Origin of the sequence: Alkalihalobacillus sp. NPDC127517 (assembly GCF_050276055.1) — a bacterium.
Classification (GTDB): domain Bacteria; phylum Bacillota; class Bacilli; order Bacillales; family Bacillaceae_D; genus Alkalicoccobacillus.
The window spans coordinates 204679-216359 of record NZ_JBNNQX010000009.1 but is presented as its reverse complement, the minus strand read 5'-3'; the positions used below and the strand labels follow the sequence as shown (position 1 = coordinate 216359).

General features: G+C 40.1%; 15 protein-coding genes. 2 read left to right on the top strand and 13 right to left on the bottom strand.

All coding sequences use genetic code 11. The features are described 5' to 3' along the window. Positions 1-113: 113 nt before the first annotated feature. The 3 genes from ACQKKO_RS14305 to ACQKKO_RS14295 form a co-directional block, all read right to left on the bottom strand. Positions 114-2402, bottom strand: a complete 2289-nt coding sequence (locus ACQKKO_RS14305; protein ID WP_498648305.1) for a DNA internalization-related competence protein ComEC/Rec2 — start codon at positions 2400-2402, stop codon at positions 114-116. 62 nt (positions 2403-2464) lie between these two features. Further along, positions 2465-3031 carry a ComE operon protein 2 gene (locus ACQKKO_RS14300; RefSeq protein WP_498648290.1) on the bottom strand — a complete coding sequence of 189 codons (567 nt, stop codon included), beginning with the start codon at positions 3029-3031 and terminating at the stop codon, positions 2465-2467. An 83-nt stretch (positions 3032-3114) separates the two neighbouring features. Beyond that, on the bottom strand, positions 3115-3759 hold the full coding sequence (locus tag ACQKKO_RS14295; RefSeq protein ID WP_498648289.1) for a helix-hairpin-helix domain-containing protein: 645 nt from the start codon (positions 3757-3759) through the stop codon (positions 3115-3117). A gap of 101 nt (positions 3760-3860) precedes the next feature. Between ACQKKO_RS14295 and comER the strand changes: the two genes are divergently transcribed. Then, complete coding sequence (gene comER / locus ACQKKO_RS14290; protein WP_498648288.1) at positions 3861-4703, top strand: late competence protein ComER; 843 nt, start codon at positions 3861-3863, stop codon at positions 4701-4703. A gap of 43 nt (positions 4704-4746) precedes the next feature. On the opposite strand, the gene ACQKKO_RS14285 is transcribed toward comER, so the two are convergent. Genes ACQKKO_RS14285 through ACQKKO_RS14245 form a run of 9 tightly spaced genes read right to left on the bottom strand, consistent with a single transcriptional unit; the run spans position 4747 to position 10654 of the window. Then, positions 4747-5490 carry a class I SAM-dependent DNA methyltransferase gene (locus tag ACQKKO_RS14285; protein WP_498648286.1) on the bottom strand — a complete coding sequence of 248 codons (744 nt, stop codon included), beginning with the start codon at positions 5488-5490 and terminating at the stop codon, positions 4747-4749. Continuing rightward, positions 5487-6347 (bottom strand): CvfB family protein, encoded by an 861-nt coding sequence (locus ACQKKO_RS14280; protein WP_498648285.1) that lies wholly within the window; start codon positions 6345-6347, stop codon positions 5487-5489. Before ACQKKO_RS14280 ends, ACQKKO_RS14285 begins: the two co-directional genes overlap by 4 nt. Next, entirely contained in the window at positions 6347-6700 is a 354-nt protein-coding gene (gene rsfS, locus ACQKKO_RS14275) for a ribosome silencing factor (protein WP_498648284.1), read from the bottom strand. Before rsfS ends, ACQKKO_RS14280 begins: the two co-directional genes overlap by 1 nt. Then, a complete protein-coding gene (gene yqeK / locus ACQKKO_RS14270) occupies positions 6700-7278 on the bottom strand; it encodes a bis(5'-nucleosyl)-tetraphosphatase (symmetrical) YqeK (RefSeq protein ID WP_498648282.1) in 579 nt (192 codons plus the stop codon). Before yqeK ends, rsfS begins: the two co-directional genes overlap by 1 nt. Then, entirely contained in the window at positions 7247-7849 is a 603-nt protein-coding gene (nadD, locus tag ACQKKO_RS14265; protein WP_498648280.1) for a nicotinate-nucleotide adenylyltransferase, read from the bottom strand. The genes yqeK and nadD overlap by 32 nt, the downstream gene beginning before the upstream one ends. 17 nt (positions 7850-7866) lie before the next feature. Beyond that, entirely contained in the window at positions 7867-8160 is a 294-nt protein-coding gene (gene yhbY / locus ACQKKO_RS14260) for a ribosome assembly RNA-binding protein YhbY (protein ID WP_498648278.1), read from the bottom strand. A gap of 18 nt (positions 8161-8178) precedes the next feature. Further along, positions 8179-9018, bottom strand: coding sequence for a shikimate dehydrogenase (gene aroE, locus ACQKKO_RS14255; RefSeq protein WP_498648276.1), 840 nt, complete (start codon positions 9016-9018; stop codon positions 8179-8181). An 11-nt stretch (positions 9019-9029) separates the two neighbouring features. Then, positions 9030-10151 (bottom strand): ribosome biogenesis GTPase YqeH, encoded by a 1122-nt coding sequence (gene yqeH, locus ACQKKO_RS14250; protein WP_498648273.1) that lies wholly within the window; start codon positions 10149-10151, stop codon positions 9030-9032. Then, positions 10133-10654 carry a YqeG family HAD IIIA-type phosphatase gene (locus ACQKKO_RS14245; RefSeq protein ID WP_498648272.1) on the bottom strand — a complete coding sequence of 174 codons (522 nt, stop codon included), beginning with the start codon at positions 10652-10654 and terminating at the stop codon, positions 10133-10135. Before ACQKKO_RS14245 ends, yqeH begins: the two co-directional genes overlap by 19 nt. A gap of 414 nt (positions 10655-11068) precedes the next feature. Here ACQKKO_RS14245 and ACQKKO_RS14240 point away from each other — a divergent pair, with 414 nt between their 5' ends. Continuing rightward, positions 11069-11209: a sporulation histidine kinase inhibitor Sda gene (locus tag ACQKKO_RS14240; RefSeq protein WP_203086410.1), complete on the top strand. Its 141-nt coding sequence runs from the start codon at positions 11069-11071 to the stop codon at positions 11207-11209. 28 nt (positions 11210-11237) lie between these two features. Here the strand turns inward: ACQKKO_RS14240 and ACQKKO_RS14235 are convergent, their stop codons facing one another. Next, positions 11238-11453 (bottom strand): hypothetical protein, encoded by a 216-nt coding sequence (locus tag ACQKKO_RS14235; protein ID WP_498648270.1) that lies wholly within the window; start codon positions 11451-11453, stop codon positions 11238-11240. Between the last annotated feature and the right edge of the window lie 228 nt (positions 11454-11681).

Genomic DNA, 11681 nt, shown 5'->3' with positions numbered 1-11681 from the left:
GCGATGGACACCCTTGCCGTCAGCTAACAGTTCCTACTGCCAAGCCTGTAGTGGACTTTCACCACCAAGTTATCACCCATGCTGGGCGCACACACGGAAAACAGGACTTTATATTAAGGTCCTGTTTTGTTTGAATCAAACACCGTTTTTACATCGATATCTCCCCGTTTCCATATAATTTGCACTGCCCCATCAAGATCGGTACGATAAATTCTCATTCTCCGCGCTTCAAACCTAGATATAATCTCAGGGTGGGGATGGCCATGACGGTTATTTCGCCCTACAGAGATAAGGACAATACTTGGTTTTATGTGATCAAGTAAAGGCTCAGACGATGATGTTAGACTCCCATGATGACCCGCCTTCAGAATATCCACTTGTAAGTTTGGATAATGTTCCAAAAGGCGTAGCTCACCCTTCTCTCCTAAGTCTCCTGTAAACAACCAAGTCACACCTTCTATCGATGCTGCAATCACAATTGATCGTTCATTGATATCTTCTTCCCTTTCATCTGGGAATGGAGAGAGTACTACAAATGTATTGTCACCATAACTCCACGTGTTTCCCGCCTCTACAAGTGAAATCTTAGTCCCTTCATCAAAAAATGAACGCAGCATTTCTTTCTCGCCGTCCTTAGTCACCGGTCCACTTCCATACAAAAGCTCTTTAACAGTCATTTGCCCCAGAATCCTTTCCGCTCCCCCGATATGATCATGATCTCCGTGGGTTAATATCAATTGATCAATTGATGAAATCCCTTTTGCTTTTAAATAAGGAACAACTACATCTTTTCCTGTATCAAACTGATTTTTTCGTTTTTGCCACGGTTCATTCGAAAAACGAATCACACCACCAGTATCAATGACAATAATTCCTTTTCTTCTTGGTAGTTCGATTACATAACTATCTCCTTGTCCTACATCGAGCATCGTAACTGTGGCCACAGGTTTAAGATAGGGTGTCAGCTTCATAGTTAACAGAACAATTAGTATCGATATAAGTGAGCGCACCATCCACTGCTTACGCTGGATTTCCCAGATGTAAAGGACATATAGAATGACAAGGTACATCATGGAGATCTGCCATCCAGTTGGTTTGCCCGGGTTGTAGGATCCAAGTGACAAGCGATTTATGTACATGAGTGTGTGATGAACGGGAGGAACAATGGCTTCAAGCAAATAGTAAGGGAGATTTAAAACACTCGGGAGGAATAAGTCGAACACACTTGCAAGGAATGACGAGGGAAGAGCAACCATTGTGATAAATGGAATATAGATTAAGTTAAGTGGGAGACTGATCACATTCCATTCATAAAAGTGATAAAGAATTAATGGTAAGGTAATGAGCTGCGCGATTAATGTTACAGACATCATTTGTTTAATATAGGATGGATACATTGTACGGATTGACGGGGCAGAAATGAGAAGAGAAAAGGAAATAAGAAAAGATAATTGAAAACCTAGCTGCAGTAAGGCATACGGATTAATCATAAGGAATAGAAAACTAACGATAGCAATACCAAACAATGGATGAACCTTTGTTTTTAATCGTAAACATAAAAGCACAACAAAACTCATAGAAGACGCTCGAATCACCGGCGGAGCGGCTCCTGCAAAGATTGCATAAAAAGGCAATACGAACATTAATAGCTCCATCGCTCTTTCCTTCGTTAAGCCCAATCGAATAAACAAATAAAACAGAAAAGCCGTAAGCATACCCACATGCATTCCGGAAACAGCCAACAAATGAATGACTCCAAGCTTTTCATAAGCCGACAATACATCTTGATCAATGAAATACCGATCCCCGTAAGTGAGCGCTACAATTAAGCCTGATGTACTTTCATGATACGTTTCTTGAATAGAGTGAATGCGACCCATTCGCCAATTATTAAACTGATCTAACCAAGTCCCACGGTCACTTTCGCATGTAGATTGCGAAGGATTTATTTGGTAGAGCCAATGAATCGATTGTTGATAGAGGTACCTTTCATAATTAAACTGAAAAAAGTTAGAGGCTTTATTTGGACTCTCAATTTTCCCATTTAAAGTGCAACGGTCACCAGGTCGGAGCTGATTCCAAATTCTTTGTTCATGTTCATGAGCCAGGATACCCGAAACCTGAAACCGCTCGCCGTTCTCCACTTTAACTTGAAAAGAAATTGAATCACCATTCACTCTTGGAATGCCCTTGATGATTCCTTGAGCTGTTAGATGCCCCTCTTCAAATGAGGACACATTTGTTTTTTCAGCAATCTCCCCGCGCAAAAAGAAAAGCAAGAATATCAATAGAGCAAGGAGCAACGCCTTCACTCTTTGTTCTTTTTGCAGTAAACAGTATATGAGTAAAAGAGCAATACTTATACATAATGGAAGGTCGACCTCTCGAATCGCACTTAACAACCCCAGAACGGCTGATATCAGCCCAATGAACAAAAGTCTTATACTATTCCCTCCTGCCTAGATTACACTTTAGAATAGATCTCACGACTCTTAGAGAGGAAGTCTTGTAAAAGCTCGGTTGGAATATCTGCTTTTTCAAGTTCTTTTAGTAAGGATACAGTTAAATTTAACTTTTCTTGATAGCGGCGATCCATTATAGCCTCATCTAACTCAACCGCAATAAATTCAACCCCTGCTGCCTTAAAAATTTGCTCGGCATAAGGATCATTTTTATATTCCTGGGCGTAGTACACACGACGAATTCCAGCCTGAATAATAGATTTCGAACAATGAACACACGGAAAGTGGGTTACATAGATTTCTGCTCCTTCTGTTGGAACACCAAACTTTGAACATTGAAGCAAGGCATTGATTTCAGCATGGACGGTTCTAATACAGTGATTATCAACGACCATACATCCATCATCTAAGCAATGCGCCTCACCGCTTACAGAGCCGTTATAGCCCCCTGCAATAATTCTTTTCTCACGAACAATCGTTGCCCCTACCATCAGCCTTGGGCAAGTACTACGTAAACTTAATAAATGACTTTGCGCCATAAAATATTGATCCCATGAAATACGTTCCATTTTTGTGACTCTCCTTTTTAGTAAAACCGTGAATCTGTGCTTAACTAGTGTAAGGAAGGTTACATAAGTCCGTCAACATCTGATTATTGTACAGTAATTTCTGATTTAAGCTTTTCAAACGATTTTTCACCGATTCCACTCACATTCATTAAGTCCTCTATCACCGTAAAAGGACCATTCTCCTCTCGATAAGCGATAATGCTTGCTGATTTTGACGGACCAACGCCGTTTAACGTTTCAAGCTCCGCTTCTAAAGCAGTATTAATATTAACTAACGGTCCACCTGAATGACGATCTTGTTGAGCGGAGGCACTCACTACGTTTTGCGAGGGCGTGCCAGACAGTTCCTCCCCTTCTTTAGGCGCGTAAATTTGCATTTCGTCTTGCAGGATCAGTGCAAAGTTTAATTGATTTGCATCACCCTCCTCCGATAATCCACCTGCAGCATTGATGGCATCTACCACCCTACTTTGAGGCGAAAGCTCATATATTCCAGGTTTCATAACTGCACCCTTTACATCCACCATGATATTTGGTTCAGGTAGGTTCTCCACTTCCTCAGCATCGTCGGTTCGTTCATCTCCTTGCAACCACTCTTCAAGTGGATCTGGATGTTCACTTTGAGGTACAGAGCTCACAAATAGCAGAACGATAACAAGCGTAAGCGTTAATATTGATGCAAAACCTGCAACAACATGAATCCAGTAAGTCTTTATGAATTGTAGCAATCCATTTCACCTTCTCACTTTATTAACCGCATATTCTATTTTGCAATGCATATATTTTGTGTTAATGACATGGTACGGAGTCTTTGTTAAGGGGGAAAACGATGACTGAGATCGGAATTATCGGAACAGGAAGTATGGGGACGATGCTTGTGGACGCATTTTTAGAATCAAATGCCATACAGGAGCAGGAGATAACTATTTTTAACCGGAGCGAGCAAAAGGCTCTACTTTTAAAGGAGGCATACTCACAAGTACAGATAGCTTCATCCGCAAAAGATTTAGTGGATCATTCTAAGATCATTTTTATATGTGTGAAGCCGCCACAAATACCCTCCTTACTTGAGGAAATAACCGATCATTTACAACCGTCACATTTACTTGTATCGATAACAAGTCCCATCACAGTGGAAGCTATTGAGTCAAACGTCCCTTCTAAAGTAGCAAGAGCGATACCAAGCTTAATAAACCAGACCCTTTCCGGACCGTCTTTACTAAGCTTTGGGAGCAGATGTACGCCACTTGACAAAGAGAAATTAACTCATTTACTTAGACATATTTCTGAGCCTCTTGAAATTAGCGAAGACATCACCCGGGTTTCCTCCGACATTGCAAGCTGCGGACCTGCCTTCTTTAGCTTTTTAACACAAGGGTTCATTGATGCAGCAGTTAGACAAACAAACATTACAGAGGATGAAGCAACGGAACTCGCTACAAACATGTTAATTGGTCTTGGGAAGTTATTTGAGGAGAAACGGTTTACGTTAACAAGTCTTCAAGAAAGGATTTGTGTTCCCGGAGGAATTACTGGAGAAGGTATTGATGTACTGCGAAACGAAACTGGATTGATGTTTGATCATTTGTTTCAACGAACACATCGTAAATATTACATTGAAAAAAAACATATTGAAGATTCACTCTACAAAAAAGGAAGACTTTCTAAATAAAAGTCTTCCTCTTCACTATTCACCAAATGTAAGCCATTTCCTGCTACAATTTTATCGCTTTGAAAAAAATTCGTTCGCTTTTGTCCGTTGGCTCATTTTGTGTAAAGTCAGCTGTGACCGACACTACTTTGAACCCAGCATGTTGAAGCCACGTACAGTACTGATCAATGGAAAATGTCTTTTGAACATGTAACTCATCCGTTCGCTCGTAATGACCAAATTCGGTTTTAGCGAAGAAGCTTAATTCGTGCTCCACACTGTTCGGCTCTACGCCACTAAAAGAGTTCCAAATGTACGAAACATCCTCGTCAGCATCTGCGAAGGTTTGTCCAACAAACTCTTCATTAATCTTATACTCAGAATGCACATCAAATAAAAGTAGACCGTTCTTTTTAAGCTGTTGAGCAAACCCTGCAATGGCCAATTGAACATCATCCGCGCTACGTAAATAGTTTAATGAATCACAAAAGACTGTTACGAGATCATACTCATCTAGCTTCGGCAAGCTCGTCATATCCGCTTCAATCAGAAGTGGCGAAAATCCCTCTTCCTCCGCTTTTGCACGAGCCACCGTTAGCATTTCCGGAGAAAGGTCCAACCCAGTTCCGTTCATTCCTTGTTTAAGCATTAAAAGTAACAGTTCTCCAGTGCCACATCCAACATCTATAAACTTCAGCCCATGTAAAGGTTGACCCTGAACGCTCTCTTTAACGAATTCTAGCCACCCGGCATACGGTGCATCTGCCATCAAATAATCGTAAAGAGAGGCAAAGCCAGTATAATTCATGACTGATCCTTCAGGTAGGTCCAACCATGCCGTTGCTCAATTTGACCATCTTTCAATAATTTCCCTAGAGCTCGTTTGAAAGAAGCCTTACTCATTTGAAACGCACCTTGAATGGATTCAGGAGAAGACTTGTCCCCAAAGGGCATTGAGCCATCGTGAGTTTTTAGATAGTCCAGTAAGGTAGTAGCATCGTCTTTTTGACGTTCACTTCTTAATGCTTTCATTGTCACATTTACTCTGCCATCTTCCCTAACATACACAACACGGGCACGCACACGTTCTCCGATACGAAGTTTTCCAGTCATCTCATCATCGTGCATAAATGCTAAATACCCTTTATCTGTGAAGATTAGAGCACCTTCGTCAACGTAATGATATACATGACCTGAAACATCTTGATTTAAGACAATTGGATCTGCTTTTACAGAGACATTCTCTAAAGGGAGCCCTCTGACAAGAGCACCCATTAAGCGACCTTTCTTATCCCAACTCAAGCGTACCGGCATTTTGTCTCCGCGTGCTGGCCAATAATCATCATCTTCAGGAAGCTCATCCATTGAAACAAACAAATCACGAGTAATTCCATTGTAAAGAAAGACGCCATGGCCTTTTTTCACTTGAATACATTCAAGCCAAGCAAACTCATCATTCTTAACGTGAGGTTTTTCCATAGTTGCTGACAGACGATTTTGATGATCATGATAAAGGAACACCTCAAGAGATGAGCCAATCTCATGTTCTCCACCTGCTTCACGCTTATGAAGCAGCACATCTGTTTCACCATCAGTTAAAAAATAACCAAAATCAGCTTTACGGGCGACCGTTAAAGTAGCTGTTAAACCTGGTTTTAATTCCATTATCCAAGTACCTTCTCAATCTCAACGGTTGGCGCATCTCCCCATAATTTTTCAAGGTTATAATACAATCGATCTTCTTTGTGGAACACGTGAACCACTACATCCCCTAAGTCGAGTAACACCCAACGTGCCTGATCATAACCTTCTAAACGTTGAATTTCGATTCCTTGTTCTTGAACTACTTTTTTCAATTCAAACGCAATGGCCTGAACCTGTTTTTCTGAATTACCGTGACAAACCACTACATAATCCGCAATAGGCGAGATCCCTCTCATATCCATTGCAACAATTTGCTCCGCTCGTTTATCATCCACTGTGTTTATCGCTAAAGATAACAATTGATCATTATTCACTACTTATCAAAACTCCCCTCAAGATGTCTAACAAATTCATTATATGTTTCAAGTGTTAATGGATATAGTGTCTGTCTTTTACTGACTAAAAATGTAATTGTATTCTCAAGCATTTTTAGTATCGCAAGATCTAGACTTGTTTCTGAGTGTTCTCTGACTTCTTCCACTCCTGGCATCTTTCTGTTCGGCTCAATATAATCCGCTAAAAAGATAATCTTTTCAAGCAGACTCATGTTCGGTCGACCCGTTGTATGAGACGAGATCGCGATTAAAATAGCTTGATCCGTTATCCCGATTTCATTTTCTACAAAATAAGCACCACATGGAGCATGAAGCAGTTCATCGCTATAGTCAAGAATATCTGTACATTCCAGCTTTTCCTTGACGAGTTCTCTCATTTCATTCTTATCCCGATATTTGGCATAGTCATGAAAAACGGCTGCTGTTTCTGCTTTCTTTGGATCTTCACCAAATCGCTCAGCAAGTGTTACAGCTGTCTCCATTACACCAAGCGTATGAATATATCGACCTTCTGTCAAATGTGGTTTAACGAGCTCTAACGCTTGTTTTTGATCCATAAAGTCCTCCCTCTTGAATATAGGAATCAACTTTATCAGGTACCATATAGCGAATCGGTTTTGATTCTTGAACTCTTTCTCTTATCTTGGTAGAGGAAAAGTCAACTTGAATCAAATCTAAATGCTGGATTCGATCTTTATAGCGTGGTGAAGGTTCGGTATGTCCACCTCGGTCCACTCCAATAAACGTCACAAGGTCCAGGATGGTTTCAATGTCCTTCCAGTCGCCAAGTGATTCGATCATATCTCCACCGATAATAAAATAAAATTCGTGAGATGGATAGGTTTCGGCAAAATGTTTGACTGTATCAACCGTATAGGACCGACCAGATCGCTTTAATTCAGCATCAGAGACGTAGAAATTAGGCTCTTCCTCTATCGCTCTTATAAGCATCTCTAAACGATCCGATCCTGGCGTCACATCTCTTTTTTTATGCGGAGGTGTCGACACTGGAATAAACCAAATCTCGTCCAGTTCGCACTCATGCAATGCTTCCTGAGCGATAAGCATGTGCCCGAAATGAGGAGGATCAAAGGTTCCTCCAAAAAGACCTATCTTCTTACCTGACATTTGATTCACTCTTTTCGCTATCTTGGTAACACCAAAGTAGCATTTTCTTTTGATTGTTTGTAAAGAACAATTGTATTTCCAATCACTTGAACGAGTTGTGCTTTTGTGCCTTTAGTAATGGCAGCTGCCACTTCATCTTTATCATATTCACAATTCTGTAAGACGCTCACCTTAATCAATTCTCGGGCTTCAAGCGCTTCTTTTATTTGGTCGATCATGTTGTCGTTCGTTCCACCCTTACCCACTTGAAAAATAGCGTTTAAGTGGTGTGCTTTTGAACGTAAAAATCGTTTTTGTTTACCTGTTAGCATTATACTTCTCCTTCAAAATCATTTACTTTTATTTAACTGACTTAACACAACGTCTTGCATTGGCTCCAAATTAGGGAAGTGGCCTGTCCAGTGTTTAATGGATAAGGCACCTTGTTGTACAAACATCCCTACTCCATTTAACGTATGAGCCTTTTTTTGTTTCGCTTCTTTAAGAAGTGTAGTCTCTATTGGATTATAGATTAAGTCACTAACAACTGATCCTCTTGCAAGGTTCTGAAGTGAAATCGGCTGTTCTGTCACATGTGGGCTCATTCCAACTGAGGTTGTATTAATAATGATTGAAAACTTTCCCAGCCGCTCTTCAGCTTCATGTATAGATGAAACCTGTACAGATACTTTGGTACCCGCGAACATTTCCGCTAGCCTTTGTGCTTTTTCTTCCGTACGGTTAGCAATAACAATCTCACTAGGATGATGAGCTGCTAAGGCCGCGACAACTGCTCTGGCTGCTCCACCAGCACCAATAACTAGAATCGTTTGGTCACGGAGACCTTCGGCAACAGTAAGTAACGATTGGATATATCCGCGACCGTCTGTATTAAACCCTTTAAGGTAGCCATCTACATTTACAATTGTATTAACCGCTCCAATTTGACGCGCCTCTTCATCAATTTCATCAAGATATTTCATCACTTCGACTTTGTGAGGGATCGTTACATTACAACCGCTAATTCCAAGCGAACGGATCCCTTTTACCGCATTCTCTAATTGATCAGGCGTAACATCAAACCCAACGTAAGTAGCCTCTAGACTCATGTCTTTGTATGCTGCCTCATGCATGATCGGTGACATTGAATGGCCAATTGGGTGACCAAGCAACCCAAATACTTTTTTCATCATTCCACCCCTTATCCTGATGTAATGGATGGTCGAATAGATACTCCGACACCTTTAGGAGCATATGCTTCAATTTTTATATTTTCTCCCCTTACCGTAACCCAACCTAACCCTGAGAAGACAATATCACTTAACTGGTCAGTTATCGTAAAGGAATGCTTAGTTAGCTCTAAAGGTTCTTTTTGATCTGGTGGCACAAGGAGTGTCCCAGTATGCTGTTTGTATAGCTCATCTGCTTTATCAAGCTTTGTCCGATGAATCATCAATTCATTTGATAAATAACAAACAAATGAAGATCGTTCGCCTGCTACGAAATCCATCCTTGCTAATCCACCAAAGAACAATGTTTGTTCACTGTTTAATTGATACACTCTTGGCTTTGATTCTTTTTTAGGTGTAATGGTCTTAAGACCTGCCTCCGAAACATAATGAGCCATTTGATGATGATTAATGATACCAGGCGTGTCAAACATGGTTTGTCCATCATCAAGAGGAATATCAATTACATCCAAGGTTGTACCTGGGAAATGCGAAGTCGTAATTAATTGATCCGTATCTCCGGCAAATTGCTTAATCAATTGATTAATAAAAGATGATTTTCCTACGTTTGTACACCCGACGATATACACATCTTTCCCTCTACGTAGCTCATCAATCTGAGCTGCAACCTCAAGAACTCCCTCACCGGTTTTCGTACTCATTAAGGAGACATCCTTTGGAGTTAATCCTAGCTGCTTCGCAGAGTATTTCATCCAATTAATGACTTTGTTACGATTAATAAGTTTCGGGAGCAAATCAACCTTATTTCCAACTAGAAAGACATCATTTCCACCAGCAAATCGATGCAGACCAGGCAGCCAGCTACCTGTAAAGTCAAACACATCAACAACCTTTACGATTAGAGCGTTCTTTTCAGAAATGGTATTTAAAATCTTATAAAAATCATCATCTGTCAGAGAAACATCTTGCACTTCATTATAATGAGTTAAACGATAACATCTCTGACAAATAACTACTTCACGTTTTAATGCAGAAGGTGGAGCATAACCAAGCTCACCTTTTTTTTCTGTTTGAATTTCTACTCCACAGCCTGTGCAATAAATCGGCTCTGTGTTTAATCCTGATTCTCCCACTGGATCAATCCTTTCTTTCTCATCCATCTTAAAACAAAGCGCTCAGCGCGTCGATTTAATAATGTAGCAAGTCCATCCGACTTTGCTACCGGAACAACTAAAATCGTTTGAAGCCCTGCACGATTCCCTCCTAATACATCCGTAAAAATCTGATCACCCACTACTACGGTCTGCTCAGGAGTTACCCCCATTTGCTGACAAGCTCGGACAAAAGAACGCCTCATCGGCTTTCTAGCACTATGAATGAAGACCATTTCTTCAGGGTCTGCAAATGCCTTCACGCGCTTCTCCGTATTATTTGATACAATCGTGACAACCATATCATGTTCCTTAATCCTTTTTACCCATTCTCTTACTTCCGGAGTAGCCTCTGGTCGATCCCATTCTACCAATGTATTATCTAAGTCCGTAATAATTGCGCGGATACCTTTTTTCTGCAGTTCATCTAAGTTAATTTCATAAATGCTCTGAACATACTGATTAGGTAAAAGGTTTTTGAACATCCCTACACCTCATTATTTTTTCAAATGTGCTCTCATCGACTTTTCTATCAATGTAAAACTATACCTTCTAACACTCCTTAAATCAATGATTTCCGCTAAAAACACTACTTCTTCATATGATCTACGTATAATTCAAATAATTCTTTCGACAATATCTGTCAATCGCTAAATTTGTGGATAACTTTATACACGATATAAAACCTCATTAAATAAGCACTATTAACTTTTATACACACTATGAACACAGGTTATCCACGTTTGTTTGTGGACAAACGAACGATTGTTCTCCTATGTAGAACGTGGTAGGATTAAAAAAACAAGAACATGATTCATCGAGAGGTTCAACGTTTACCCATTTTGGACAAACCATCTTTAAAGGGAGGTGACCCTGTTGCAAATTGGCAGCAGGACAAGATGAAGCATTTATCGGATGATCTTCTCATTGAAACGTATTATAAAGCCATTGAACTTGAATTGAGTAATGAATTTGTAGAACTCATTAAACTTGAAATTGTGAAGCGGTCTCTTGATTCAAAAATCAAGCGTACATCTTAAGAATATACAGTACTAAAAGAGGAGTGCCTTATTCAGGCAACTCCTCTTTTGTTTGCTTAGGACGAATCTTAATGTATTCTCTTGGAGCAAACTCATCGTTAAGGTCACCATAATCGCCTTGGATATTTTGACCTCGTATATATTCTGAGCGTTTCTGGTTCACAATAGAATCAGATATCCCTCCAGCAACGACCATGATTAAAAATATCCCACCACAGATGTAGGCTTTTGTTCTAGTTTTCATTGAAGTGCGCACCTTATTTTTGTCATACCTAAATTGTAGGAAAATCCTTTAAGAAGTATACATAATTTAATGAATTTTTTTATTCTAGAACGACTTTCTTCATATTTAGTAGTTTTTTTAAAAAGGTTGATGCGTCGGGGGATCTCCCTTTTCTTTTAAGATAATCTTTGCTAGAGTCTTTATAGAGAATCAGACGTTTTCGTCTTATGTCAATCGTGAGGAGGTTTC

Bases quoted from the DNA above. Each gene is read 5' to 3' on its own strand.
- ACQKKO_RS14245 (WP_498648272.1), bottom strand. From the start codon at position 10,654: ATGTTCAAAAACCTTTTACCTAATCAGTATGTTCAGAGCATTTATGAA.
- nadD (WP_498648280.1), bottom strand. From the start codon at position 7,849: ATGTCAGGTAAGAAGATAGGTCTTTTTGGAGGAACCTTTGATCCTCCT.
- ACQKKO_RS14285 (WP_498648286.1), bottom strand. From the start codon at position 5,490: ATGAATTATACTGGCTTTGCCTCTCTTTACGATTATTTGATGGCAGAT.
- ACQKKO_RS14300 (WP_498648290.1), bottom strand. From the start codon at position 3,031: ATGGAACGTATTTCATGGGATCAATATTTTATGGCGCAAAGTCATTTA.
- yqeK (WP_498648282.1), bottom strand. From the start codon at position 7,278: ATGGATCAAAAACAAGCGTTAGAGCTCGTTAAACCACATTTGACAGAA.
- comER (WP_498648288.1), top strand. From the start codon at position 3,861: ATGACTGAGATCGGAATTATCGGAACAGGAAGTATGGGGACGATGCTT.
- aroE (WP_498648276.1), bottom strand. From the start codon at position 9,018: ATGAAAAAAGTATTTGGGTTGCTTGGTCACCCAATTGGCCATTCAATG.
- yhbY (WP_498648278.1), bottom strand. From the start codon at position 8,160: ATGCTAACAGGTAAACAAAAACGATTTTTACGTTCAAAAGCACACCAC.
- ACQKKO_RS14240 (WP_203086410.1), top strand. From the start codon at position 11,069: ATGAAGCATTTATCGGATGATCTTCTCATTGAAACGTATTATAAAGCC.
- ACQKKO_RS14235 (WP_498648270.1), bottom strand. From the start codon at position 11,453: ATGAAAACTAGAACAAAAGCCTACATCTGTGGTGGGATATTTTTAATC.
- ACQKKO_RS14280 (WP_498648285.1), bottom strand. From the start codon at position 6,347: ATGGAATTAAAACCAGGTTTAACAGCTACTTTAACGGTCGCCCGTAAA.